This is a genomic window from Burkholderia sp. AU28863 (genome assembly GCF_002223195.1).
Classification (GTDB): Bacteria; Pseudomonadota; Gammaproteobacteria; order Burkholderiales; family Burkholderiaceae; genus Burkholderia; species Burkholderia sola.
Map to the genome: position 1 here is coordinate 639,595 of NZ_NKFE01000006.1, position 24,656 is coordinate 664,250.

At 66.6% G+C, this 24,656-nt stretch carries 30 protein-coding genes and 2 pseudogenes; 17 read left to right on the forward strand and 15 right to left on the reverse strand.

The genetic code is table 11. From position 1 onward, the window contains the following. Positions 1–12: 12 nt before the first annotated feature. The 5 genes from CFB81_RS29470 (at position 13) to CFB81_RS29490 (ending at position 3,771) form a co-directional block, all read left to right on the forward strand. A complete protein-coding gene (locus tag CFB81_RS29470; protein WP_069620345.1) occupies positions 13–504 on the forward strand; it encodes an arsenate reductase ArsC in 492 nt (163 codons plus the stop codon). Positions 505–568: 64 nt separating this feature from the next. Further along, the gene (gene arsB / locus CFB81_RS29475; protein ID WP_069620344.1) at positions 569–1,666 is read left to right on the forward strand and encodes an ACR3 family arsenite efflux transporter; all 1,098 of its coding nucleotides are present in this window, start codon (positions 569–571) and stop codon (positions 1,664–1,666) included. Further along, positions 1,663–2,385, forward strand: a complete 723-nt coding sequence (arsH, locus tag CFB81_RS29480) for an arsenical resistance protein ArsH (protein ID WP_069620343.1) — start codon at positions 1,663–1,665, stop codon at positions 2,383–2,385. The genes arsB and arsH overlap by 4 nt, the downstream gene beginning before the upstream one ends. Positions 2,386–2,469: 84 nt before the next feature. Then, complete coding sequence (gene arsN2 / locus CFB81_RS29485) at positions 2,470–2,949, forward strand: arsenic resistance N-acetyltransferase ArsN2 (RefSeq protein ID WP_249190352.1); 480 nt, start codon at positions 2,470–2,472, stop codon at positions 2,947–2,949. Positions 2,950–3,099: 150 nt separating this feature from the next. Continuing rightward, a complete protein-coding gene (locus tag CFB81_RS29490) occupies positions 3,100–3,771 on the forward strand; it encodes a MarC family protein (RefSeq protein WP_089437493.1) in 672 nt (223 codons plus the stop codon). A 71-nt stretch (positions 3,772–3,842) separates the two neighbouring features. On the opposite strand, the gene CFB81_RS29495 is transcribed toward CFB81_RS29490, so the two are convergent. From CFB81_RS29495 to CFB81_RS29505, 3 genes and pseudogenes are all read right to left on the reverse strand, one after another. After that, complete coding sequence (locus CFB81_RS29495; protein WP_089437494.1) at positions 3,843–4,331, reverse strand: heme-binding protein; 489 nt, start codon at positions 4,329–4,331, stop codon at positions 3,843–3,845. Between the two features lie 204 nt (positions 4,332–4,535). Then, positions 4,536–5,402 (reverse strand): ion transporter, encoded by an 867-nt coding sequence (locus tag CFB81_RS29500; protein ID WP_089437495.1) that lies wholly within the window; start codon positions 5,400–5,402, stop codon positions 4,536–4,538. A gap of 86 nt (positions 5,403–5,488) precedes the next feature. Beyond that, positions 5,489–5,599 (reverse strand): annotated as a pseudogene (locus CFB81_RS29505) (LysR family transcriptional regulator); the annotation flags it as partial. On the opposite strand from CFB81_RS29505, the pseudogene CFB81_RS29510 reads away from it, so the two are divergent. Further along, positions 5,598–6,307: pseudogene (locus CFB81_RS29510) on the forward strand (porin); the annotation flags it as partial. The pseudogenes CFB81_RS29505 and CFB81_RS29510 sit on opposite strands and share 2 nt — an antisense overlap. Positions 6,308–6,458: 151 nt before the next feature. On the opposite strand, the gene CFB81_RS29515 reads toward CFB81_RS29510, so the two are convergent. From CFB81_RS29515 to CFB81_RS29525, 3 genes are all read right to left on the reverse strand, one after another. Further along, on the reverse strand, positions 6,459–7,268 hold the full coding sequence (locus tag CFB81_RS29515; RefSeq protein ID WP_089437496.1) for a TlpA disulfide reductase family protein: 810 nt from the start codon (positions 7,266–7,268) through the stop codon (positions 6,459–6,461). Between the two features lie 578 nt (positions 7,269–7,846). Continuing rightward, positions 7,847–8,437: a DUF4410 domain-containing protein gene (locus CFB81_RS29520; RefSeq protein ID WP_069620338.1), complete on the reverse strand. Its 591-nt coding sequence runs from the start codon at positions 8,435–8,437 to the stop codon at positions 7,847–7,849. Between the two features lie 222 nt (positions 8,438–8,659). Beyond that, positions 8,660–9,661, reverse strand: coding sequence for a hypothetical protein (locus tag CFB81_RS29525; protein ID WP_089437497.1), 1,002 nt, complete (start codon positions 9,659–9,661; stop codon positions 8,660–8,662). Between CFB81_RS29525 and CFB81_RS36315 the strand changes: the two genes are divergently transcribed. Together CFB81_RS36315 and CFB81_RS29530 are read left to right on the forward strand one after the other, a co-directional pair. Beyond that, complete coding sequence (locus CFB81_RS36315) at positions 9,660–9,827, forward strand: hypothetical protein (RefSeq protein WP_179236103.1); 168 nt, start codon at positions 9,660–9,662, stop codon at positions 9,825–9,827. The genes CFB81_RS29525 and CFB81_RS36315 overlap by 2 nt on opposite strands. A gap of 25 nt (positions 9,828–9,852) precedes the next feature. Continuing rightward, positions 9,853–10,578, forward strand: coding sequence for a class I SAM-dependent methyltransferase (locus CFB81_RS29530; RefSeq protein ID WP_089437498.1), 726 nt, complete (start codon positions 9,853–9,855; stop codon positions 10,576–10,578). Between the two features lie 180 nt (positions 10,579–10,758). On the opposite strand, the gene CFB81_RS29535 is transcribed toward CFB81_RS29530, so the two are convergent. Then, complete coding sequence (locus CFB81_RS29535) at positions 10,759–11,796, reverse strand: aldo/keto reductase (protein ID WP_069620335.1); 1,038 nt, start codon at positions 11,794–11,796, stop codon at positions 10,759–10,761. Between the two features lie 127 nt (positions 11,797–11,923). Between CFB81_RS29535 and CFB81_RS29540 the strand changes: the two genes are divergently transcribed. From CFB81_RS29540 to CFB81_RS29560, 5 genes are all read left to right on the forward strand, one after another. After that, a complete protein-coding gene (locus CFB81_RS29540) occupies positions 11,924–12,805 on the forward strand; it encodes a LysR family transcriptional regulator (protein WP_089437499.1) in 882 nt (293 codons plus the stop codon). 178 nt (positions 12,806–12,983) lie between these two features. Beyond that, positions 12,984–13,283, forward strand: coding sequence for a helix-turn-helix transcriptional regulator (locus CFB81_RS29545; RefSeq protein ID WP_050017894.1), 300 nt, complete (start codon positions 12,984–12,986; stop codon positions 13,281–13,283). Positions 13,284–13,303: 20 nt separating this feature from the next. Next, complete coding sequence (locus CFB81_RS29550) at positions 13,304–14,656, forward strand: pyridoxal-dependent decarboxylase (RefSeq protein ID WP_089437500.1); 1,353 nt, start codon at positions 13,304–13,306, stop codon at positions 14,654–14,656. 183 nt (positions 14,657–14,839) lie between these two features. Continuing rightward, positions 14,840–15,307, forward strand: coding sequence for a cupin domain-containing protein (locus CFB81_RS29555; protein ID WP_089437501.1), 468 nt, complete (start codon positions 14,840–14,842; stop codon positions 15,305–15,307). A gap of 113 nt (positions 15,308–15,420) precedes the next feature. Further along, complete coding sequence (locus tag CFB81_RS29560; RefSeq protein WP_089437502.1) at positions 15,421–16,248, forward strand: SDR family NAD(P)-dependent oxidoreductase; 828 nt, start codon at positions 15,421–15,423, stop codon at positions 16,246–16,248. A gap of 59 nt (positions 16,249–16,307) precedes the next feature. Here CFB81_RS29560 and surE read toward each other — a convergent pair whose 3' ends face one another. The 3 genes from surE to CFB81_RS29575 form a co-directional block, all read right to left on the reverse strand. Then, positions 16,308–17,087, reverse strand: coding sequence for a 5'/3'-nucleotidase SurE (surE, locus tag CFB81_RS29565; RefSeq protein ID WP_089437503.1), 780 nt, complete (start codon positions 17,085–17,087; stop codon positions 16,308–16,310). A gap of 190 nt (positions 17,088–17,277) precedes the next feature. Continuing rightward, on the reverse strand, positions 17,278–17,586 hold the full coding sequence (locus tag CFB81_RS29570; protein ID WP_069749621.1) for an AzlD family protein: 309 nt from the start codon (positions 17,584–17,586) through the stop codon (positions 17,278–17,280). Then, on the reverse strand, positions 17,579–18,313 hold the full coding sequence (locus tag CFB81_RS29575) for an AzlC family ABC transporter permease (protein ID WP_089437504.1): 735 nt from the start codon (positions 18,311–18,313) through the stop codon (positions 17,579–17,581). The genes CFB81_RS29570 and CFB81_RS29575 overlap by 8 nt, the downstream gene beginning before the upstream one ends. Before the next feature lie 125 nt (positions 18,314–18,438). On the opposite strand from CFB81_RS29575, the gene CFB81_RS29580 reads away from it, so the two are divergent. The 3 genes from CFB81_RS29580 to CFB81_RS29590 all read left to right on the forward strand — a co-directional run bounded on the left by CFB81_RS29580 (position 18,439) and on the right by CFB81_RS29590 (position 20,515). Beyond that, positions 18,439–18,897 (forward strand): Lrp/AsnC family transcriptional regulator, encoded by a 459-nt coding sequence (locus tag CFB81_RS29580; protein ID WP_006486309.1) that lies wholly within the window; start codon positions 18,439–18,441, stop codon positions 18,895–18,897. Positions 18,898–19,122: 225 nt separating this feature from the next. Next, positions 19,123–19,692 (forward strand): hypothetical protein, encoded by a 570-nt coding sequence (locus CFB81_RS29585; RefSeq protein ID WP_089437505.1) that lies wholly within the window; start codon positions 19,123–19,125, stop codon positions 19,690–19,692. A gap of 148 nt (positions 19,693–19,840) precedes the next feature. Continuing rightward, the gene (locus CFB81_RS29590; RefSeq protein WP_089437506.1) at positions 19,841–20,515 is read left to right on the forward strand and encodes a YebB family permuted papain-like enzyme; all 675 of its coding nucleotides are present in this window, start codon (positions 19,841–19,843) and stop codon (positions 20,513–20,515) included. A 66-nt stretch (positions 20,516–20,581) separates the two neighbouring features. On the opposite strand, the gene CFB81_RS29595 is transcribed toward CFB81_RS29590, so the two are convergent. The 5 genes from CFB81_RS29595 to CFB81_RS29615 all read right to left on the reverse strand — a co-directional run bounded on the left by CFB81_RS29595 (position 20,582) and on the right by CFB81_RS29615 (position 23,458). Further along, a complete protein-coding gene (locus tag CFB81_RS29595) occupies positions 20,582–20,869 on the reverse strand; it encodes a helix-turn-helix domain-containing protein (RefSeq protein ID WP_089437507.1) in 288 nt (95 codons plus the stop codon). Continuing rightward, complete coding sequence (locus tag CFB81_RS29600) at positions 20,856–21,197, reverse strand: type II toxin-antitoxin system RelE/ParE family toxin (protein WP_089437508.1); 342 nt, start codon at positions 21,195–21,197, stop codon at positions 20,856–20,858. The genes CFB81_RS29595 and CFB81_RS29600 overlap by 14 nt, the downstream gene beginning before the upstream one ends. Before the next feature lie 213 nt (positions 21,198–21,410). Then, a complete protein-coding gene (locus tag CFB81_RS29605) occupies positions 21,411–22,043 on the reverse strand; it encodes a LysE family translocator (protein ID WP_089437509.1) in 633 nt (210 codons plus the stop codon). A gap of 142 nt (positions 22,044–22,185) precedes the next feature. After that, complete coding sequence (locus tag CFB81_RS29610) at positions 22,186–23,013, reverse strand: hypothetical protein (RefSeq protein WP_373452660.1); 828 nt, start codon at positions 23,011–23,013, stop codon at positions 22,186–22,188. Positions 23,014–23,125: 112 nt separating this feature from the next. Next, positions 23,126–23,458: a DUF2322 family protein gene (locus tag CFB81_RS29615; protein WP_069620322.1), complete on the reverse strand. Its 333-nt coding sequence runs from the start codon at positions 23,456–23,458 to the stop codon at positions 23,126–23,128. Between the two features lie 585 nt (positions 23,459–24,043). Between CFB81_RS29615 and CFB81_RS29620 the strand changes: the two genes are divergently transcribed. Then, entirely contained in the window at positions 24,044–24,616 is a 573-nt protein-coding gene (locus CFB81_RS29620) for a YbhB/YbcL family Raf kinase inhibitor-like protein (protein ID WP_089437510.1), read from the forward strand. Positions 24,617–24,656: the final 40 nt, after the last annotated feature.

Consider the following 24,656-nt stretch of genomic DNA (forward strand, 5'->3'; position numbering starts at 1 on the left):
GCGCCTTCGCCCATGACCACGAACGTCCTGATCCTCTGTACCCACAACTCTGCGCGCAGCGTGCTGGCCGAGGGCATGCTCAATCACTGGGCCGCGACGCTCGGCAAGGATGTGCGTGCATACAGTGCCGGCAGCGCGCCGAGCGGCCGTTTGAATCCGTTCGCGCTGGAAGCGCTGACGAATGCCGGTGTCGACGTCGGCGGCTATCGCAGCAAAAGCTGGGACGAGTTCGTCGGCGACGGTGCGCCGGAAATGCGCGTCGTCATCACGGTGTGCGATAGCGCGGCGTCAGAGACGTGCCCGTACTGGCCCGGCACCCCGGTCAACGTGCATTGGGGCTACGTCGATCCGTCGAACGTGACGGGCGACGACGGCAAGCGTCTTGCCTTCGAACTGACGCGGCAGGCGATCGGCTACCGGATGCTGCAGTTGCTGGCGCTGCCGCTCGATCGCATGAGCAACACCGAACTCCAGGTGGCGCTGACCGCTATCTCGCAAAATTGATCGCTTGCGTTGCCATTCGAAGCATCGAGCGGCCAGCCGCCCCTTCAACACCGACGCCCACGCCATGAACAACGTCAACGTCGCCCCGCCGCGCAAGGTTCTCGCGAAGTCGTCCATCAACGTCTTCGAACGCTACCTGACTGTATGGGTGGCGCTGTGCATCGTCGCGGGCATTGTCTTCGGCCAGGCGCTGCCCGGCCTGTTTCAGGCGATTGGCCGGATGACGTACGCGCAGGTCAATCTGCCGGTCGGGTTGCTGATCTGGGTGATGATCGTGCCGATGCTGGTCAAGGTCGACTTCGGCGCGCTGCACGAGGTGCGCCGGCATGTGAAAGGCATCGGCGTCACGCTCGTCGTGAACTGGCTCGTCAAGCCGTTCTCGATGGCGTTCCTCGGCTGGCTGTTCATCCGCCACTTGTTTGCACCGCTGCTGCCGGCGGAGCAGCTCGACAGCTATGTCGCCGGGCTGATCCTGCTGGCTGCCGCGCCGTGCACGGCGATGGTGTTCGTCTGGAGCCGGCTGACAGGGGGCGATCCGCTCTTCACGTTGTCGCAGGTCGCGCTGAACGACGGCATCATGGTGATCGCGTTCGCGCCGCTGGTCGGCCTGCTGCTGGGGATGTCGGCGATCACGGTACCGTGGGCGACGCTGCTCACGTCGGTCGTGCTCTACATCGTCGTTCCGGTCATCTTCGCGCAAATCATGCGCAGGCGGCTGCTCGCGAACGGCCAGGCTGCGTTCGATGCCGCGATGACGAAGATCGGCCCGTGGTCGATCGCCGCGCTGCTGGCCACGCTCGTGTTGCTGTTCGCGTTCCAGGGCGAAGCGATCCTGAAGCAGCCGCTGGTGATCGCGCTGCTCGCGGTGCCGATCCTGATCCAGGTGTTCTTCAATTCGGCGCTTGCGTACTGGCTCAATCGCGCGGTCGGCGAAAGGCACGACATCGCATGCCCGTCGGCACTGATCGGCGCATCCAATTTTTTCGAACTGGCGGTCGCGGCCGCGATCAGCCTGTTCGGCTTTCATTCCGGCGCAGCGCTGGCCACCGTCGTCGGCGTGCTGATCGAGGTGCCGGTGATGTTGCTGGTCGTGCGCATCGTCAACCGGTCGAAGGGCTGGTACGAATGCCGGGTTCGAGATCACGAGAGAACCGCCCCATGACCGACTCCCTGAACGACCTGCCGCAACTCGACGCCACGCTGTTTCGCGTGCCGGACGTCGCGCAACTGCGGCCTGCGGCGCCATCCACGCATCCGCTGCGGTTCCTGCTGCTGTACGGCTCGCTGCGCGAGCGTTCGTTCAGCCGTCTGCTGGTCGAGGAAGCTGCGCGCCTGCTCACGGCGATGGGCGCCGAGGTGCGCATGTTCAATCCGGGCGGATTGCCGCTGCCCGACGACGCGCCGGAGAGCCACCCGAAAGTGGTCGAGCTGCGCGAGCTTGTGATGTGGTCGGAAGGCATGGTGTGGTGTTCGCCCGAACGTCACGGTGCAATGACCGGGATCATGAAAGCGCAGATCGACTGGATTCCGCTGTCAGTCGGCGCCGTGAGGCCGACGCAGGGCAAGACGCTCGCGGTGATGCAGGTGAGCGGCGGCTCGCAATCGTTCAACGCGGTGAACCAGATGCGTGTGCTCGGGCGCTGGATGCGCATGCTGACCATCCCCAACCAGTCGTCGGTGGCGAAGGCCTTCATGGAATTCGACGAAGCGGGGCGGATGAAGCCGTCCGCGTATTTCGATCGCGTCGTGGACGTGACGGAAGAACTTGTGAAGTTTACGCTGCTCACGCGCGATGTCGGTCCCTATCTGGTCGATCGGTATAGCGAGCGGAAGGAAAGCGCGGAAGAACTTTCGAAACGCGTCAATCAAGCGCGTGCCTAGCGTTCGCCATCGAATCGACGCCGGGGCGTTCGGCCAGATTCCGGTGCGCAGGGTTGGATTGGCGTAAGCGTGTCGGATCCAGGGATGTCGCAGCAAACCGGGAGTGCAACCATGGCACATATTCGTCAAGCGACCGAATCCGATCTGGCCTCGATCGAGGCGCTGCTTCGGGTCAGCTGTTTGCCGACCGAGGGCGTCGCCTTGTATCTGCCGCATTTCGTTGTTGCCGATGCGGCATCCGGCATCGTGGGATGTGGCGGAATCGAGTTCCACGGACGTCATGCGCTCGTGCGTTCGATCGCCGTCATCGAACACGCGCGTCGTGCCGGTGTGGGGCGCATGCTGGTGGCCCGTTTGCTCGAACAATGCCGCGCTCGCGCCGTCCGGTCGGTCGGGTTGCTGACCACGACGGCAGAAGACTACTTCGCCGGGCAGGGTTTCGTCCGTATTGCGCGCAAAGATATGCCGGAGCCGTTGTTGGCGTCCAGCCAGTTTCAGGGTGTCTGTCCGGGATCGGCCGTCGCGATGCTGATGGTCTGCGACGACAAAATCAGACTCGACTGATTCCCTTGCCGGTTCACATTCCCGACAATCAAGTTTCTGCGGCCCGGCATACCCCCGTGTGCCGGATCATGGAGATATCTCCTCTTTGCGGCCGGTCTTCTCGACTGGCCGCTTTTTTATTCCCGTTCGTTACCGGAGAGCACGATCGCGATGCAGCTCGACCGCCTGATCCCTGAAATCCTGTTCGGCTTCACGGGCCTGATCGGCATCATCAACCCGTTCGGCATGGCGTTCGTGTTTCTCGAACGCACGCAATCGCTGAGCGAAGCCGAGCGCGCGATCCTGTCGAAGCAGCTCGCGACGAACGTGTTCTTCACGCTGCTCGTGATCTTCTTCGTCGGCGCGCCGGTGCTGAACTTCTTCGGGATCTCGATGGAGGCGTTGCGGATGGGCGGCGGCTTCGCGGTGGCGGTGGCCGGCTGGTCGATGTTGAATGCACCGGACGTCCCGGCCGGCGGCGACGTCGCCATGCATGGCGACGATCTGCAGAAGCTGATGTCGCGCGCGTTCTTTCCGCTGACGGTGCCGCTGACGATCGGCCCCGGCTCGATCGCGGCCGGCATCGCGCTGCATGCCAATCGTGCGCATACGGCGAGCGATTACCTGGTGTCGGGTGTCGTGTCGGTGGCGGTCGCGGCGCTCGTCGCGTTCGCGATCTGGCAGATCTACAGCCGCGCGACGACGCTCGCACGCTATCTCGGCGGCGAAGGGACGAAGGTCGCGATGCGCGTGTCCGCGTTCCTGCTGCTGTGCGTGGGCGTGCAGATCATGCTGACGGGCTTGGCCGCGTTCGTGCAGATGCTGGGCGGGCAGGCGGGGTGAGAAGCGGGCGCTTTCACGGTTTGTGTCGGCGCCCGATAAAAAAGCCGCTCCATCAGGGAGCGGCCGGTTCGCTACATCAGCTTCGCTTGTACCCGCGCAATCCCCTGCAGCGCACACGCTTCGTCGAGATGCCCGCCCGGCGCACCACCGACACCCACGGCGCCGATCACTTCGTCGCCGGCCTTGATCGGCACGCCGCCGCCGAGCACCAGGAAACCGTCGATGGCCGTCATCTGCGCGGCGGCCGGGTTCTTCTGCAGGTTCGTGGCCAATGTGGCGGTCGGCGTTTTCGTCGACAGCGCGGTGTAGGCCTTGCGCTTCGACGCATCCACCGTATGCAGCCCCGCGTTGTCGCCGCGCAGCACCGCGCGCTCGATGCCGCTTCGGTCGATCACGGTGACCGTCACGTTGTAGCCGCTGGCCGAGCAGGCCTGGATCGTCTGCTGCGCGATGTCGGCGGCGAGATTCAACGACAGGTTTTTTTCCTGGAGCACCTGCGCGGAAGCGGTGGTCGTCAGCGTGGCGGCGACGAGCGTCGCGAGGGTAGCGCGAATGATCATGTGAACTCCTCGATGAAATGACGGATGCGAGCGGGGCATTGGGTGGGCGGTTTCATGTGAACTTTCTTGAAAACCGCCAGCGCTTGCGACCGATGCGCAGGCCGTTACGGCCCGGAGCGATCGGTCGCGGTCGTCCGCTCGATGAGTTCAGTGTCGGCCAGTGGGAAGGGAAGCTGAATAGGACAGGGCTTATTCTTGCCGCGGCTATCGCGCGTCGCGGCCTTTGGCGGGCACGCGGCCGTGCGCGGGGGTATCCGCTGTACCTTGCACCGGGAACACGCCACCGCAATGCGGGCAGCACGGCCCGTCGCCGTCGGCGGGCCGCGTATTGGCCCGGCTGCGCTCCAGCGCCGATGCAACCAGCTCCGCGCCCATGATCCCGGTCGGAAACGCGATGATCCCGTAGCCGAGCAGGATCGCGCACGACGTGATCAGCCGGCCGAGCGGCGTGACGGGCGTCAGGTCGCCGTAGCCGGTCGTGCTCATCGTCACCGCTGCCCAGTAGACGCCGACCGGAATGCTCGTGATCCCGTGCTCCGGCCCTTCGACGAGAAAGATCACGGTGCCGAGAATCACGACGAGCACGAACATCCCGCCGATGAACACGAAGATCTTGCGCCGCGCGCGCGTGAGCGCGCGGATCAGCATCTGCCCTTCCTCGAGATAGATCGACAGCCCGAGGATGCGGAACACGCGCAGCAGGCGCAGCAGCCGCACGTCGATCAGCGCGTGCAGGCCGGGGAAGAAGAACGCGAGATAGGTCGGCAGCACCGACACGAGGTCGACGATGCCGAAGAAGCTGCGCGCATACGCGGCCGGCTTCTTCGCGGAGCAAAGGCGCAGCAGATATTCGGCGGAAAACAGCAGCGTGAACGCCCATTCGGCCGCATAAAGCGCGTGGCCGTATTGCTGGTGCAGCTCCTGCACGCTGTCGGCCATCACGACGAGCACGCTCGCGACGATCAGCGCGAGCACCGCGATGTCGAGCTTGCGCAGGAACGAAGGGCGGCGCGCGACACGGGTGACGGCATCGCGCGCCGTATCGAAGGAGGACTGGATCAGCGAAATCATGGGCCCGAGTGTACGGATCGCGTATCGCCGGGCCTATCGGACGAGTCTGATTCGAGCCGCGCCGAATTCCGGCGCCGCGCTTGCGGTCAGATCAGGAGCGTGAGCGTGTGAAACAGCGCGACATCCTCCTTGCGCGCGGAGCGCGCATGCTGGCGGATCACGTGCAGCAGGCAGTCGATGAAGCAACGCGCCGCGTCGAGCCCGGATTTTGGCGGTTTCTCGTTCGGCGGCACGTACAGCTTCAGCAACGACACCGGGTTCGCGAACAACCGGCAGTGGAGCGTCGGCGCGCAGTACGAGCAGGGCGGCCTGCTCGTCGGCGCGGCGTTCCTGAATGCGGACGACCGGGCGCGACGGCCGGCGGCGCGATCGCGGGCGCGGGGTCGGTCGGCGCGGATGCGAACTTCGCGTCAGCGAGATTGCGGATTTTCGGCGCGGGCATCAACTACACCGCAGGGCCCGCGACGGTGGGGTTCGCGTATACGAACAGCAACGTCACGCGGCCGAGCGCGAACGTCGGCTACCTGTTCGGCGACGAGACGATCGAACCGTTGACGGAGCCGCTCGCGGGCGGCACGGTCGCGGCGATCAAGTACCAGAACTTCGAAGTGAACGGCAAGTATCCGTTCACGCCGGCGTTCTTCGTCGGTGCGCAGTATGTGTACACGACCGTGCGTTATGACACGACCATGGGCAGCGCGAAGCCGCAGATCCATTCGATCGGGCTGATGGCCGACTACACGCTGTCGAAGCGCACCGACGTCTATCTGATGGGCGCTTACCAGCGGATCGCCGGCGATGCGACCGGCTCATCGCTCGATCAGGCCTATATCCCCGGGGCGGCCGATCTGTCGTCGACGTCGAGGCAACTGATGGTGCATGCGGGAATTCGGCACAAGTTCTGAGGGCGTGACGCGGGAAGACCGGGGCCGGCATCGCGCCGCGTGCGCGGCGCCGGCCATTGGACGGACATGAGGCATTCGGGCACCTGCCGGGTGGACGTGTCACGCGGTCGATACCGGACAGGTGGGGCGGCTTCCGGTCAGCCGTCGGCCATTACTGCCCGAAGCGTTGCGTGACGGTGTCCTTCAGCCGTGCGGCGGTCAGCTCGCCCATGTGCGATTCGACGAGTTCGCCTTTCGCGTTGAAGAACAACGTGGTCGGCAGCCCGCGCGAGCCATACGCGTGCATCGCATGCAGCGAAGGGTCGAGCAGCACGTGATCGAAGCGCAGGCTCTGCTGTTCGAGGAAAGCGCGAACGGCTTGCGCGCTTTCCCCCTGGTTGAGCATCAGTACCGTGATGCCCGGATGATCGCGCTGCGCCTGTTCGAGGATCGGCATCTCACGGCGGCACGGCGCGCACCACGTCGCCCACAGGTTCACGACGACCGGCTTGCCGACGAAGCCCGCCGGCAATACGGGCGTCGAATCGAGCGCCTGGAGCGGTATCGCGGCGAGCGGCGGCGCGCCGCGTTGCAACGTCGCCAGCGTGCCTTGCGCGATGCCCCACGCACCGAGGCCCGCGACGATGCCGGCCAGCACCGGCCGACGCAGCGCAGGCAGGCGGCGCAGGCGCCAGCCCGCGAACACCAGCGCGGCCGCGATGCCGATGCGCGCGTCGAAGCCGCCGTCGCCGAGCGCGACGATCGCGCGCGGCGCCGCCGCATAGTCCGGCCACCATTGCGCGACGTAACCGGCACGCGCGGCCATCAGCCCGAGCAGCAGCGCGTCGAGGATCAGGCTCGACGCGGTCTTGTGATGCCCGTCCGGCGGGCGGCGCTGGATGACACGCGCGACGAGCCACGCCAGCAGCGCGGCGACGGCGACCGCGACGACGCGGATCGAGAAGGGACCGATGCTCAGCATGAAATAGGAAGAATGGACGTGATCGAGCGGGGCAGAAGACGGGATGGTCCGCCGCGACGATGAAGCCGTCGACGGTCGTGCGGCGTTTCGACCGGTTGCCGCGTATGGGGGTTCCCGCCGAGAACGTAACGGCGTGTTGCGGATCGCGACAGGCGCTCGGGCGGTCAGGACTGCGTGATGTGCACGTCAACGTGCAGCGAATCAGACCGGTCTGATGGTCAGCGGGATACTGTTCATCAACAATACGCAGGCCGGTCTGGTGTGGTGTCCGCCGGTATCCCGCATAGGGATCTCTCCTTGACGGCCGCTCCGCTCGCGAGCGGCCGCTTTTTTTTGCGTCGTGCCAAGCGTCGTTCGCGCGGGTGGGTGGCTTGTGGCGGTCGGTCGGCTGGACCGCATCCGATGCATATCGGCTGGTTCAACGGAATCGGAACGCTGCCAGATGCGAGCACAGGGCATTCATTCGCGCGTTGCGCGACACCCGGTTTGGACCGGCCAGGCCGGTCGTTGGCGGCGGCACCGGGGCTGCCGCCATGGCCCGACGGGCCGCGCATCCACGATCCGTCGGGCGTCGGGTCTTACAGCTTCTTCGACGCTGCCGATGCCGCGTCGCCTTGCGTTGCCGCGGTCGCCGGATCGAGCGTCGCGATCGTCTTCTCGGTGAATTTCTCGTACAGCCAGTCCATGCGCATGCTGTCGATGCCCGCGATACCGCCGAGCGCATACGACGCCGACACCTTGAAGTGATCGAGCGGATGATTGTCGGCATCGGCGAACGTGACGGTGCCGTCGACGTAATCGCTGCCGGCCATGAAGCCGAACATGACGGCCGAGAAACTCGAGCGCACGCGAATGCCGGTGACTTCGACATTCAGGTGCATCGCATCGGTTGCATCCGCTTTGGCCAGCAGCTTGCGTGCGTCCAGTGCGCTTTCGATTTTCTCCTGGAGTTTCTTCGCGTCGAACTTCAGGTTGTCTTTCAACGCTTCCTGCGCGGCGCTGTCGAGCGTGACCTTCACGATCACGGGTTTCTTGCCGAACTGGGGCGTCGATGCGGTCACGGTGGCCCCTGCCGGATCGCGGGCGTCGCGCGTCACGCTGCTGGCGCAACCCGACAGTAGGCCGATCGTCACGAATGCCAGCGCGGCATGGCGGATAACAGATTTCATGATTGGTCTTTTGATTGAGATTATTGGAATGGGCCTTATGGCCGAACGGAAATCTAGCATGGCGCGGTGCGATTCAAATCGTCGAATAGCAGGGGAAATCGATTCGGTATTGGGTCCACGCGGCGGGTTTGCACCGCGGAAGCGTCGAGATAACGTGCGGCGAGCGACGAGCGGCGTCGGAGATTGGCTACTGCTTTCGCGACGGCGTCTCGTCGCGGACGATTACTGGCCGTTGCCCGTTGCCGCTTCACCGAGTCGATACGCGGTAAAGAATTCGTACCACGGCGACCCTTGCGCGACCGGCACGCCGAGTGCCGTCGTGCGCTGTTTCAGCGCGCCGAATACATCGTTGACGAGTGCATTCAGCGCGCTGTCGCGGAATGGAACCGATTGCGTCCGCCCCGCGGCGAACGCGCCGTACGCGATCGCCAGCAGGCGTGCGCGATCGTCCGTGCCCGCGATCGTCGCGTCGATCGTTTCGACGAAGCGCGGCCGGTCCTCTTCGCGCGATGCCGACAGACACAGGAACACGACCGCCGACAGTTCGTGCAGGTCCTGCTCGCGCAGCAGCGCGGGCAGTCGTGCAACGATCCGGTCCACCGGTTCTTCACGCAGCGCATCGCCGAAGTCGAGCACGGCGGCCATCGGGTTCGTGTCTGTTGTCAGGCGATCGAGCGCAGGCGGGGCCGACGACGCGCCGTCTGGCCCCGCAGCGGGCGCGGACCGCAACGCATCGGCCACGTGCCGAGTCCATTCCGGAAAAATCATCCGCACGTTGCCGAACTGCTCGCCGCCTTCCGCGGCCGGATTCCACCGATAGACGATCGTGCCGCCGCGGATGAACGGCGAATACAGGTGCTCGGGCGTTTGCGGCAGCGGCCGCCGGTTGATGGGCAGCCACGCGAGCGTGAGCCAGTCGTAGCGGCCCGTCGCGGGGACGGCCGCGCTCGAACTCGCGACGACCTGCCACGTGCCGCGATTCGCATAGCGGCGGCGTGCGTCGGGTACCGGGACGGTCCGGCCTTTCGCGGTGTCGAAATACGTCTTGCCCGTGACGCTCGCGCCGCTGTCGGCGGCCGGCGCGATCGTCGAGATGACCCACGACGCGCCGTCCGCCGACCGGTAGTCGGACGGCCTCAGCGTCGCCACATCGTGCACCATGCGCGTTTGTGCGGCGACGGCGCTTGGCGGGGCATCGGCGGGCGCGGCGAAGAGACTCGGCATGGCTTTCCTCGGAATCGGGGCGCGCATCGTCGAGCGGGGCGATGCGCGCGGCGCGGGTGGCGTCCTCGTAACTGTAGAACGTCGTGACCTGAAACGGAAACTGGCCGAACGGGGTAATCGATGCACGTTGTCGCCGCTTCGGCTTACCATGCGCATCCTGAGCTGACGACGCACACCGGGCGGGAGCACCCATGACCGACACGAAAGCCATTACCGAACACTGGACGCGGGTTGCCGACCAATGGATCGACTGGGCCGGCAAGCCGGGCCACGATGCGTTCTGGAAATATCGCGCGGGGCTCGCGGCCTACATCGGCCGTGGCACCGGCGCCGCGCTGGAGATCGGCTGTGGCGAAGGTCGCGTGAGCCGCGAGCTGAAGGCGCTCGGCTACGACGTGACCGCGAGCGACGCGGTGCCCGCGATGCTCGATGCGGCGCGTCACGCGGATTCCGCGCATCGCTATCAACTGGCCGATGCGGCGGCACTGCCGTTCGACGCGGCCAGCTTCGACCTCGTGATGGCATACAACGTGCTGATGGATCTCGACGACATGCAGCGCGCGTTGAACGAGGCGCGCCGCGTGCTGAAGCCGGGCGGCACGCTGTTCATCTCGATCGTGCATCCGTTCCGCGACCGCGGCGGCTTTGCCGGGCCGCAGCCCGACGCGCCGTTCGTTTTGACGGGCAGCTATTTCGGGCGAGAGCATTTCGACGGCGTGGAAACGCGCGACGGGCTGTCGATGCACTTCGCGGGCTGGTCGCTGCCGCTGCAGGCCTATATGGAAGCGCTGGAAGCGGCCGGGTTCGCGATCGTGTCGCTGCGCGAGCCGCCGCCCGATCATGCCGATACGGATCTGCTCAAGCAGTGGGCGCGCGTGCCGCTGTTTCTGTGGATCAAGGCGCGGCCGCTGGAGTGAGTGCGGCCGGGGTTCGGTCCGGTGAATCGAATCGGGCGGACAAATTAGCGCGCGGGAATGGTGTCCGTCGGGCTACTGAAAATGAACGGCGGCCCACTCTTGTATCCGCCGGGCGACCGGATAGGCGGCCGTCTCGCAGTGGCGGCACGTGGGCCGGCCTGATGCCGATGCCGTCGCGGCTTACCCGCGCATCGGCGGATTGAGCCGCGCGAACGCCGCCTGCCGGCGATACGGAAAATACGGATACGGCGCTTCCACCGCACTTGCCGCATCGAGCTTCGCGATCTGCGCATCGGTCAGCGCCCACCCCACCGCGCCGAGGTTCTGCCGCAACTGTTCCTCGTTGCGCGCGCCGACGATCACCGACGACACGGTCGGCCGCTGCAGCAGCCAGTTCAGCGCGATCTGCGGCACCGTCTTGCCGGTTTCTTCCGCGATCGCGTCGAGCGCCTCGACCACGTCGTACAGGCGTTCGTCGTCGACCGGCGGCCCGTAGCTGGCCGTTTCGTGCAGGCGGCTGCCTTCGGGCAGCGGCGCATCGCGCCGGATCTTGCCGGTGAGCCGGCCCCAGCCGAGCGGGCTCCACACCAGCGCGCCGAGGCCCTGGTCGGCGCCGAGCGGCATCAGGTCCCATTCGTAGTCGCGGCCGACGAGCGAGTAGTACACCTGGTTCGCCACGTAGCGCGTCCAGCCGTGCCGGTCGGCCGCCGCGAGCGATTTCATGATCTGCCAGCCGGCGAAGTTCGACACGCCGATATAGCGCAGCTTGCCCGCGCGCACGAGATCGTCGAGCGTCGACATCACTTCCTCGACCGGCGTGCCGGCGTCGAACGCGTGCAGTTGCAGCAGGTCGATGTAGTCGGTGTCGAGGCGGCGCAGCGCGTCGTCGACGGCGCGCACGAGCCGTGCGCGCGACGTGCCCGCGTCGTTCGGGCCGTCGCCGGTCGGCAGGCCCGTCTTGGTCGAGATCAGCACCTGGTCGCGGCGCCCCTTGAGCGCGGCGCCGAGCACGCGCTCGGACGCGCCGTCGGAATACACGTCGGCCGTGTCGAACAGGTTGACGCCGGCTTCGAGGCAGATGTCGATCAGGCGGCGTGCTTCATCGACCCCGGTATTGCCCCAGGCACCGAACAGCGGGCCGGTGCCGCCGAACGTGCCGGCGCCGAAGCTCAGGACGGGGACCTTGAGGCCGGAGCGGCCGAGCGTACGGTATTCCATGTGCATGTCCTTTCGTCGTGTGAGCGCGGCGCGGCCGCGCGTCGATCGTCAGGCGACCAATGTACCGTTTGCGACTTTCCCGGATAATCCAGAAGATAGCGAAAATATCCTTCGGAAGGGGCGAACAATGCTGCTCGACAACCTCGCGCTGTTCCTGCGCATCGTGGAGAAGGGCGGGCTGGCCGCGGCGGGCCGCGAGGTCGGCCTGTCGCCGGCCACGGTGTCCGAGCGGCTGACGGCGCTCGAGCGTCACTACGGCGCGGCGCTGCTCACGCGCACGACGCGCGCGATCAGCCTGACCGACGAGGGGCGCACGCTGGCGGAGGGGGCGCGGCGCCTGCTGGCCGAGGCCGACGAGCTCGAAAGCCGTGTGCGGCTGGGCGTGCAGACGCTGTCGGGGCCCGTGCGGCTGAGTGCGCCGGCCGATCTCGGGCGCGAGCGCGTCGTGCCGGTCCTCGACGCGTTCCTGGCCGAACATCCGGGCGTGACGGTCGACCTGCATCTCGGCGACGGGTATGTCGACCTCGTCGGGCAGGGGCTCGATTTCGCGATCCGTCGCGGCACGCTGGCGGACAGCTCCTTGCGCAGCCGCTCGCTCGGCCGTGCGCGGCGCGTGGTGTGCGCGGCGCCCGCGTATCTCGCCGCACACGGCACGCCGACACACCCGGACGAACTCGCCGCACACGACTGCATCGTGATGCGCTTCGGCCAGGAGTTGTATGCCGAATGGCCGTTCAGCATCGATGGCGTATTGAAGCGCATCGTGGTGCGCGGCCGGCGCGTCGCCAACGACGGCGCGCTCGTGCGCGCGTGGTGTATCGCGGGGCACGGCATCGCGCTGAAATCGCTGGTCGACGTCGAACGGGATCTGGCGTCGGGCGCGCTCGTCGAGGTGCTCGGCGCGTTCTCGCCGGGCGATGTGGATCTGCAGATCGTCTATCCGGGGCGTGCCGCGCAGCCGCGGCGCGTGCGCGCGTTGATCGACCGGCTGGCGGAGGCGCTCGCGTAACAGCACGTTGCCCGCGCGCGGCCTGCGAGACGTTGCGACGGCGATCTCGCCGTGAGCGCATCGAATGCGCGACGGTGCGACGGGCGCGCGGCATCGCGGGCTGAAACCGCTGTTCAAATTCGTTGCCCACATTTCGTCATTTAGCTAATATTCAAAACGTCAAGCGAAGCCGAACCCCATGGACGACGTTATCCGCATCAGCGCCTTGGCCAACGAAAGCCGTCTGGCCGTGCTGCGCTGGCTCAAGCAGCCGCGCAAGCATTTCCCGCCGCAGCCGCACGGCGACTTCGACGAACTCGGCGTGTGCTGCACGTATATCACCGAGAAGCTCGGCATCGCGCCGGCCACGACCACGCGCCACATGCGCATCCTCGCGGACGCCGGGCTCGTGCAGGCGACCCGCGTCGGCAAGTTCACGTACTACAAGCGGATCGACGGCGCGCTGCAGCAGCTCGGCCGCGATCTCTCCCAACTCTGACCCTGACCGAGGCACCCGACATGGATGAACTCGCCCTGCTGGCCGACGCCGACCGACGCGCGCACGCGTATCTGGCTGCAACGAACGAACGGCGCGCGTTTCCCGATGCGGCCGCACTGGCCGGCCTCGCCGCGTTCGACGAAGCGCTGCCCGATACGGGACGCCCGGCCGACGACGTGCTGCGCCTGCTCGACGAGCACGGCACACCCGCGACGGTCGCATCGAACGGTCCGAACTACTTCGGCTTCGTGATCGGCGCGACGCTGCCGGCCGCGGCGGCGGCCGAGCGACTGATGCTCGCGTGGGACCAGTGCGCGTCGTCGTACGCGAATTCGCCGGTGGCCGCGACGCTCGAGCGCCAGGCCGCGCGCTGGGTCGTCGAGGCGCTCGGGCTGCCCGAAGGCAGCGCGGTCGGTTTCGGCACCAGCGCGACGGCCTGCACGCTCGTCGCGCTGGTGGCCGCGCGGCGTGCGCTGCTCGCGCGCAAGGGCTGGGATATCGACGAGGACGGCCTGATCGGCGCGCCCGAGGTGAAAGTCGTGATCTCCGCGCTCGCGCACATCACGGTGAAGAAGGCGCTGCGCGTGCTCGGCTTCGGAATGAAGCGCATCGTCGTCGCGCCGGTCGATGCGCACGGCCGGATCGACCCGGCGCAGTTGCCGCCGCTCGACGACATGACGATCTTCTGCGTGCAGGCGGGCGAAGTGAACACCGGCGAATTCGATCCGTTCGCGGCATTGATTCCGCCCGCGAAGGCGGCCGGCGCGTGGGTGCACGTGGACGGCGCGTTCGGCCTGTGGGCGCGGGCGTCGTCGAAGCGCGCGCTGACGGATGGCATCGACGGCGCGGACAGCTGGACGACCGACGGTCACAAATGGCTCAACACGCCGTACGACGGCGCGATGGTGATCTGCCGCGACGCGGCCGCGCTCGCCACCGCGATGAACAGCGACGCCGTCTACCTGAGCGGCGCGCAGGATGCGCAGAAGAACCTGAACCTCGAATTCTCGCGACGCGCGCGCGGCATTCCCGTGTGGGCCGCGCTGCGCTCGCTCGGCCGCGCCGGCGTCGCGACGATGGTCGAGCGGCATTGCGCGCAGGCGGCGCGGGTCGCGGACGGCCTGCGGGCGGCCGGCTACGACGTGCTGAACCGCGTCGTGCTGAACCAGGTGCTCGTACGCGCCGGCACCGACGAGGAAACGGCGGCGATCCTCGAAGCCGCGCAGTCGTCGGGCGACGTGTGGTTCGGCGCGACCGTGTGGCAGGGGCGGCCGGCGTTCCGGATCAGCGTGTCGTCGTGGCGCACCGAGGATGCGCACATCGATCGTCTCGTCGCATTGCTGACGAAGCTGCGCGGCGTGCACGTGAGTTGAGCGTCACGCGTCGTTTGCCGCCTGCATGGATGCGTGTGCAGCTTTATGGTATTCGATGCAGTGCAGTGGAGCCGGCGGGATTTGCGGCACGTCTGCAAGCGTGAAAATATCGGACAATAGTCATTCCGCGCGGGCCGCGCCGGCACCGCGTCCAACCGAAGCATTCACGCTTGCGAGCTCCCCATGTCGACTCCCTGTCCCCGGGAATTGCTGAAGGCTGCCGATATCGCGAAGATGGAACCCACGCGCGCGGTGCATTCGCTCAATCCCAATGCCGTACGTCTCAAGCGGCAGCTCAGCGACCTGACCGGCCTGACGCAATTCGGCGTTCACCTGCTCACGCTGATGCCCGGTCACGAATCGGCCGAGTATCACCGTCACCTGTACGAAGAAGAGTTCGTGTACGTGCTGTCCGGCACCGGCGCGGTGACGATCGGCGAGCACGCCAGTGAAATCGGGCCCGGCGATTTCATCGGCTTTCCGCGCGGCGGCGAAGCGCATACGGTGCAGAACACCGGCAAGGCGCCGCTCGAGTTGCTCGTCGGCGGCCAGCGGCTCGAGCACGACGTGTGCGAATACCCGCGAATCGGCAAGCGGCTTTATATCGCCGGCGAGCTCGAGGAGTATGTCGAGTTGCCGAAACAGCCGTGACGGTCGATTGCACGTATCACCGGAGCAGGCCGTTCGGCCAATGAGGATGAATTCGCTTCCCGCGACCCCGTCGCGCTTATGATGCGGGAACGCCACTGACAAGGTCCCACGCCATGGACGCGCCGCTGCCGCCGATGTCTGCCCCGATCGCCGAAACCGAAACCGCTCCAGAAACCGAAGCCGTCGGCGAGCCGCGCGCGTCGCGCGTGCACCGGCCGGTCGCGCTCGTCACCGGCTCGACGTCGGGGATCGGGGCGGCCGTCGCGCGTCGCCTGGCGGCCGACGGCTATGTGGTGATCCTGCATTCGCGCAGTTCGGCCGACACCGGCCGCGCGATGGCGCGCGAACTCGGCGGCGCGTACGTACAGGCCGATCTCGCCGACGATGCCGAACGCGTGCGGCTGATCCGCGACGCGCTCGCGGTGCACGGCCGGCTCGACGTACTCGTCAACAATGCGGGCGTCAGCCGCGTGATTCCGCATGACGATCTCGCGGCGGCCACGCCCGACGTGTGGCGCGAGATGCACGAAATCAACGTGATCGCGCCGTTCCGGCTGGTGGCCGAAGCGGAGGCCGCGCTGCGCGAGTCGGCGTCGCGCGGGCGGGCCGGGTGCGTCGTGAACGTCAGCTCGCATGCAGGCGTGCGGCCGAAGGGCGCGTCGATTCCGTATGCGGCCGCGAAGGCTGCACTCAATCACACGACGCGGCTGCTCGCGCGCACGCTTGCTCCCGCGATTCGCGTCAATGCGGTCGCGCCGGGGCTCGTCGATACGCCGCTGACCGCCGACTGGACGGAAGCGCAGCAGCTCTGGCGCGAACGCGCGCCGATGCGCCGCGCGGCGACGCCGGACGATATCGCGCAGACGGTCGCGATGCTCGTCGCGTCCGATTACGTGACGGGCGAGATCGTGATGCTCGACGGCGGGTTGAATCTGACGTGATGCGGTCACGCGGCGACATCGCATGCGCAACCGCCGGTGCCATTCGAAGGCGCTTGCGATCAGCCGAGGTTTGACCGCAGCCGCGCGAGCGCCTGATCGTGCGTGCGCTCGAACTTGAGCGGCGTGACCGAGATATACCCTTCGCCGAGCGCGACCGTTTCCGAATCCGCATCGTCGTCGCGCGGTGCGCGCGCGAGCTTCAGCCAGTGATAGTCGATCTCGCGCGGATCGCGTCCCGACACGATCTCGACACCCTGCAGCGTGCCGGCGCCCTGGTTCGTCACCTTCAGGCCGCGCACATCGTCGGCCGGCCGCGGCGGGAAATTCACGTTGAGGCATGCGTCGCTGTCCCAGCCGGCGGCGACGAGCCGGCGGATCACGTCCGGCGCATGCGCGAGCGCCGTTCCCCACGGCACCGCGTTACGATCGATGAAGGCCTGGCTCAGCGCGATGGCCGGCACGCCCACGAGCATGCTCGTCATCGCCGCGCCGACCGTGCCGGAAAACACCGTTTCGGTGCCGAGGTTCGCGCCGCGATTCACACCGGACAGCACGACGTCGGGCCGCGCGCCCTTCATCAGGTGGCTGACCGCGATCGCGACGCAATCGCCGGGCGTGCCGCGCACCGCGAAGCGCCGCTCGCCCTTGCGATGCACGCGCAGCGGTTCATGCAGGCTCAGCGAATGCGACGTGCCGCTCTGGTCCTCGGCTGGAGCTACGATCCACACTTCGCGCGCGAGTGGCGTGGCGACCTGTTCGAGCATGTCGAGGCCGGGCGCGTCGAATCCGTCGTCGTTGGTGAGCAGGACACGGTCGAACAGCGGGCGGGTTGCTTGCATCGGGACGATCCTCGTGAAGGGCAATGAGAGGGGAGTACGGCGTGGCGCAAGCCACAAGGCTAGCACTCCGGCGCGAGGATCGTCGTGTCACGCCCGGGGCGCCGGCTGGCGCGGACGCGAAAACGGGCGCGTCGCGCGCCCGTTTATCGTGTCGTCGAATGTGCGTGCCGGTGTGGCGAGCCGAACCCGCTCAGCCGAGCAGATAACGCAGCAGGCCGGCCGACACGACACCGACGATGACCGTCGGCAGGATCGACAGGCGCGTCGCCGCGACGAGCGTGATCGCGAGCGCGAGCAGGTCGGCCGGGCGCGTCGACACGAACGCCGGCGCGATCACCGAAATCAGTACGCAGCCGGGCACGTTCTCCATCACCGACGCCATCCGCGGGCTCAGCGTGCGGTTGCGCAGCAGCACGTAGCCGAGGATGCGCGACAGGTAGGTGGTCGACGCCATCAGCACGATCGTCGCGACGGTGCTGAAATCCGGAAGCTCAGGCATCGCGCGGCTCCCACAGCAGCGCGGCGACGAGCCCCGCGCCGGCGCCGGCCGCGACATACCACGCGCCGGGCAGCGCGAGATGGGTGGCTGCCGCGACGACGAGGCTCACGAACCACGGGCGGCTCGCACGCACCCCTTTCCACATCCCGCGCAGCAGCACCAGAAACACGGCCGTGAACGCCATGTCGAAGCCGTACTGTTCGACGTTGCCGATCGTCGGGCCGACCGCCGCGCCGAGCGTCGTCATCGAGATCCACGTCAGGTAGAGCCCGATGCAGATGCCCGCGTAGTAGGACACGCTGATGTGCGTCGCCGAGCGCTCGCGCGCGTCGGCGAGCGACATCGCCCAGCTCTCGTCGCACATGAAGAACAGCGCGACGAACGCGCGGCGGCGCGGCAGGCGACGGATATACGGCTCGAACGCGGCGCCCATCAGGATGTGGCGCGAGTTCACGAGGAACGACATCGCGACGATCAGCGCGATGTGCGGCGGCGACGTCCACAGATGGATCGCCGCGAATTCGGAGCCGCCGCCGAAGTTCAGGCCCGTCATCATCGGCACCTCGAACAGGCTCAGCCCTTTCTGCGCGGCCTGCGCGCCCAGCACCAGCGCGAACGGCACGAAACCCAGCATGACGGGCAGCGCCGCGCGCAAACCGCGACCCATCTCGGCGACATAGGCGGGCCTGTCGCGAAGCCCGGACGACGTTGAAACGCTACTGCTCATTACTCCTCCTTCGGGGAAGGGATTGTCTGCTTTTTTGACTCGAATCGGGTTGCGTTGTCGCCAGATTTTTCTCAGAATTTGGCATTGAACGTGGGATACCAGAATTTTTTGGAATCGGATGCCAAATGAAACTTGACGCTATCGACCGCCGGATCCTGAGCGCGCTGCAGCGCGACGGCCGCATGCAGAACGTGGAGCTCGCGCACGAGGTCGGGCTGTCGCCGTCGCCGTGTCTGCGGCGCGTGCGGTTGCTCGAGGAAGCCGGCGTGATCGAGAAATACGTGGCCGTGCTGAACCCGGCGAAGGTCGGCAAGGGGCTGACGATCTTCACGCGCGTATGGCTGAAGGGGCAGGACGCGGAATCGGTGAACCGTTTCGCCGAGGCCGTCCAGCAGATGCCGGAAGTCGTCGAATGCCACCTGATGGCCGGCGACTGCGATTTCCTGCTGCGCGTCGTCGCGGCCGACATCGACGATTACCGGCGCTTCCAGATGGAATACCTGACGCGCATTCCCGGCGTGCTGAGCGTGAAGACCGACATTCCGATGCAGAAGGTCAAGCTCACGTCGGCGCTACCGACCTGAAGCAGGGCGGTAGCGCGGCGGCGTGTCGACGAGCGGTCATGCCGCGGTGACAATCGCCCGATAAACTGGCGGAGCGAGTCGCATCGCATGCATTGCCGGCGCAGTCATGCGGTGTTCGATGCGCAAGCAACTAACGGTCAATGCCGACGCGATCGGCCGAACGGCGCTGCGTGGCGCGCCGGGTCGTGCGTCGCCGTGAATGCGTTTCTTCCTGTCGAGCCCTACATGCAGCCAATCAATACGCCGTGGAATTCGCTGGAAATCGTCAAGCTCGTGCTCGGCGTGCTGACGCCGTTGTCGGTCGCCTGTCTCGGCTGGCTCGTCGCGCGCCGGCTGAAGCGGCTCGAACTCGTGCAGTGGACCAACCAGCGGCTGATCGAGAAGCGGCTCGCGCTGTACGACACGGTCGCGCCGCAGCTCAATGCGCTGCTGTGCTTCTACACGTGGATCGGCTACTGGAAGGACATCTCGCCGGACGACGTGATCCGCGCGAAGCGCGAGCTCGACCGCACGTTCCACATCTACCGCTACCTGTTCGACGACGACGTGTATGACGCGTATCACACGTTCATCCATGCGCTGTTCGAGATGCATACGGGGCCGGGCCGCGACGCGCGGATCCGCTCGCTGATCCAGGCGCCCGACGGCGACCGCAGCGTGCACGGTTCGTATGAGTGGAAGCCGGTGTGGTCCGAGCGTTTTGCGACCGCGAACGTCGTGCCGAAGGACGACGTGCTGCGGCATTACACGCGGTTGATGGAGCGGCTGCGCGTCGCGCTGGGGGCGACGCGCTGACGGCTTCCACGCTTCGGCGCCTTGCGCCTCGTGCCGGTATCGAAATCCGCCACCGGGCGGCGCGGATTCGCACCCCCGCGCATGAAGCGGATGCGGCGCGCGGCAACGCCTGCCATGCTCGCGCCATGTTCACTTGCGCGAGACTCGTATGGTCGTCGACACCGGCCGCCGGCCGTCTCTGGTCCGATCGCCCGACGCACGCCGCGGGCGCCTCCTTTCCGCCGGTTCGCCAGAATCGCATGCGATGCCGTTGCCGGTCGAACCGGAAATCGGCGACATCGTCTTCATCCGCGTCACCGTGCGGCCGTTTCTCGAAGTGGCGAGCGCGACGCGCTCATGGACGAATCACGTTGGAATCGTCGTCGGCGAGCGCGGCGGCGAGGCGCTGATCGCGGAGAGCACGTTTCCGCTGTCGCGCGTCACGACGATGTCGCGGTTTGTCGCGCGTTCCGACCGCGGCGCATGCGTGGTCGCGCGGCTGACGCAGCCGCTCGATGCCGCGCAGCGACGACGGCTCGTCGACGCGGCGATGCGCAGGATCGGCGTGGTGTACGACACGGGTTTCAACCTCGCGTCGCGCCGGCAGTTCTGCTCGCGTTTCGTGCGCGAGATCGTGCGCGATGCCACGCGGATCGTGCTCGGCGACGTCGAGACCTTCGACATGCTGCTGCGCCGGAATCCCGGTCATCCGCTCGGCTTCTGGAAGATCTGGTACTTCGGCCGGATTCCGTGGCGTCGCCGCACGGTGACGCCGGCGAGCTTGTTCGAGAGCGACAAGTTGCGTGTCGTCGCGGATACGCGCGAACGCGAGGCGGATGGTTGAACACGCGCGATCCGGCAGCGGCCGTACATTCGCCGATGCGCTGCGAGGCTTGATGTGGTGCGTGATTCAGGCGAACGAGATCCTGAGCGTCTTGCCGCAAGCCGCCGCATATTTGCGCAGCGTATCGATGGACGGGGAATGCCGCCCCGTGGCGAGCGCGCGCTCGAGTCGAGTAATGGCGGGCGCTTTCGTGCCCATTCGTTCCGCCACATCGGCTTGCGACAAGCCAGCCTCTCGCCGCGCGGCCAGCATCGCGTCGAGCAGCGCGAATTCCTCGCGATTCAATCGCTCGTATTCCGTACGCACGGCGGGGTCGGCCAATGCCCGCTCGCGGAGTTCCTTATACGTTGCCATCCCGAACCTCCTTCAATCGACGACGCGCGATTTCCAGTTCCTTCAGCGGCGTCCTGGGCGTCTTCTTCACGTAGCAGTGGAGCATGACGATACGCCGCTCGGCGATCGCGCAGTAAAACACTCGGGCAATACCTTCCACGCCTTTCAATCGCATTTCGTACAGGCCATTTCCCATCGATCGGGAGTGCGGCTCCCCGAGATTCGGGCCGTACCGTTCCATGCGGTCAGCGAGTGCAAAGTACCGGGCAAGCAGGGTAGTCGGCAACGACGCGCCGCCCGCCGCTACACGCTCGTTGAAGAACTGGATCTCGTAACCATGAGTTGGCATGATAACAAATATGTTATGAAAATGCGAGAGCGGTGGCTGTCCGCAAAGGCGGACAAGCGCGGTGGTCAGACGTGAGGGGAGTTCGCGACCGCCTGTCTTCGGTCGGAGAGATCGGTGACGATGTACGGACCCGAGCGCGCTCGGGAAAACCGGTTCAGGAAGGCCGTGTGATTCGGTGTCAGCGTGGACCGAGTACCACGAATCGCGACGGCGTTAGTTCCGCCCCGCCACCGCGAGCCGCGCCGCGAGCCCCACGAATACCGACCCGAGCAGATACTGCGGCACCTTCGACGGCCGGCGGCGCGCGCCGATCCGCTGGCTCAGCCGGCTCGCGGAAAGAATCACCACGCCGTTCACGACGAGTCCGATCAGGTTGAGCACCGTCGCGAGCACGAGAATCTGCACGGCGATCGAGCCGTGCTCGGGCCGCACGAACTGCGGGAACAGCGCGAGCACGAACAATGCCATCTTCGGATTCAGCAGGTTCGTCGTCAGCCCTTGGCGAAAGATCGTCGCGGTCGAGCGCCGACGTTGCGACGCGACGGGCGACAGCGCGGTCGCATCCGAACGGAAGGTTTTCCACGCGAGATACAGCAGATACGCGGCGCCTGCGAAGCGCACGACGTCATACGCGAGCGGCACCGCGACGAACAACTGCGACAGACCGAACGCGGCCGCGAGCGCGTGGCAGTAGGTGCCGGCCTGAATGCCGGCGAGCGTCGCGAAGCCGGCGCGCCGCCCCTGGCTCACGCTGCGGGACGCGATCAGCAACATGTCGGGGCCGGGCGTAACGGTCAGCGCGAGACACGCGCCGGAGAACAGCGCGAGCGTGGAGAGGTCGATCATGGCAGTCCCTTTTGCGGGTGCGGCGGAAAAGGGAAGTCAGTTTAGGAGGGCGCGCGAGGCCGGTCAATCGAGCGAACGGACGATGGCCGGACGGCACGGATCGCGCGACGCGTGCATCGCGCACGCGCGGCGTGCGCGCCGCTCACTGTTTGCGACAGGCCACCTGATAGTCGATCACGGTATTCGCGGAAGGCCGATCCGGCTCGCCGCCCACCGTCGTGACGCCGAGCACGCCGGCCGCGTTCCGGTAGCGCAGCGCGCAATACCCCATCCCGGTGCCCGAACACGCTTCGGCTTCGACGATGCCGTGCTTCGCGAGCGTCGTCGCGCCGTCCATCGCGTCCGGTTTATCGCGCGGACGCAGCGGTTGCCAGCCATGCGCGATCAGTATCTTGCGAGCCGCGTCGAGCGGCTTGCCGTACACGTTCGGCACGACCGCGCGGCCGTTGCAGTGTGTGCTTTCGGCGGCGACGGGAGTCAGCCGCAGTTCGCCGTTTTGTTCGTGCAGTTCGCCGACGGGCGGCGCCGGGCCGTCGCCGCCCCAGATCAGCAGCGCGCCGTTTTCCAGACGATCGGCCGAGCCGAGCTGCCAGCCGGCCTTGCGTGTGGTGTAGGCGAGCGCGACGAGCGTCGCGCCGTCGAATACGCCGATATTGCCGTTGCGCGCGAAGCAGATCGCGCTCGTGCCGGCGTTGAATCCGCTCGCGAACGTGACGACCGTGTAGCGCCCGAGCGGTGCCTCGGACGTCACGATCCAGTCGCGCTGCGCGACCTCGCGGCCGGCCGCCGTAGTCGTTTTCGCGCGATATCGCGCGCAGAACGGATCGAGCGAACCCTTCTCCGGCGCATGCGGCAGCACGCCGAGCGGCACGAGCGACGCGCCGGCGATCTCGGAGGCCGTCCGCGGCGGACCAGCGGAAGCGGTGCCACCGAGCGCGGTCAAGGCAACGGCCGCGATCGCGTTGGCCATGGCGAAGCGGTGAGCCGAGACCAGAGCAATGAAGCGCGACACGCGGGCGGTCGCCGGAGAAGCGAATACGGACGTGACGATCGCGGTTTTCCGCATGCGCGCCGTCAACGAGTCAGCCCTTCGCGACGACGTCGATGCGCAGCGCTTCGCCGCCGGCGACGATCGCCAGCAGACGATCGACGTTCGGGTGCGCGCCCGGCCGATTGCGTGCGTCGGCCGTATGCTCGGCGAACACCGCGAGGCCGTGTTCGGCCGCCTTCGCGTCGAGCGTGCCGAATACCTGCTTCAGATAGTTGTACACCGCGAGCGAGCCCTGCTTGCCCGGCTGGTTCTCGATGGTCGCGACCACATCGCCGTTCGCGCCGGCGAGATCGATGCGCGCGATACCGTCGATGGCCGGCAGTTGCGCGAGGTTGTCCTTGAATACTGAGGTCGCTTGAATCACTGAAAACACTCCGTCGGTTTGATCATGGAAAGGTAGTCGCCTGTATGTTATCTGATTCGCCGCGATGCTCTTTTCGACGGAACCGAGTGTTTGCACAGGGGCGGACCATCGAATTCGTCGACTCTTCCCCGGAACACTGGCACTGCTTGCAGGTTTGCCGCGAGGCAGCACGAACATGTCGTGAAGTGACGGATGTCATTGAGGATGATGGCGTCTGCACCGGCGACATTGGAGCGCAACCCCGCTAGTGTCGTTCGTCCTCGGTGCTGGTTTTCGATCGTCGATGCGCACGGCGGTCGATTGCAGGCGAGCGGGAACGTCCCGCAAGGCGCGACGGTCGCGATCACACTCTCGAGGCTTGCCCGTCGTCAATTGTTGCGATCAAGGCAACACGGTGAGCGCGTTGGGGGCGCTACTAACGCCAGGAGCCGAAATCTACAATTTGTTTCAGCGCGGGTTGTACACGGCTTGTTCCCGGTCCAACCCGACGTATCGGTCGCAACGAAGCCGGCAACCCGTTCGCTTCGTTCGGCTGGATCGTTCTTGCCTGCCGCGGAAACGCTCTCCTTTTCAACGGAGCACACCATGAAATTCAGTTTCTTTTCACGATCGACCATCTGCTCCGCGATGCTCTTGTCGATCGTGCCGACAATCGCCGTTGCGGGCGTGTTCTCCGTTAAAGTCGATGACCTGAACCATGGCCAGTTCGCGAATGAACAGGTCTACGGCGGATTTGGCTGCCACGGCGGCAACGTCTCGCCACGCATATCGTGGTCTCATCTTCCTCGCGGAACGAAAAGCGTCGTCGTGACCATTCACGACCCCGATGCCCCGACCGGCGGGTTGGGCTGGGCGCATTGGAGCGTCGTCAATATCCCGGCGTCGGAAGCGTCGATCGAAAAGGGCGCCTCCGGCAATCCGAAGCGGATGCCGGTGGGGGCCGTCGAAACGCTGACCGACTTCGGGGCGCCGAAATACGGCGGGCCTTGCCCGCCTCGTGGAGCGTCGCACCGATACATCGTTACGGCGTCGGCGCTTGCCGTTCCAAGTATCGACGTGAACGCCACGTCGAGCCCGGCCCTCGTTGCATATCAGATGCACGGAAAAGTGATTGCGCGGGCACGATACGTTGCGATGTATCACCGCGCCGCAGAGTGAGCGGCCTGGCGTGAAACGACACCATCCGGCTCGCTTCGCG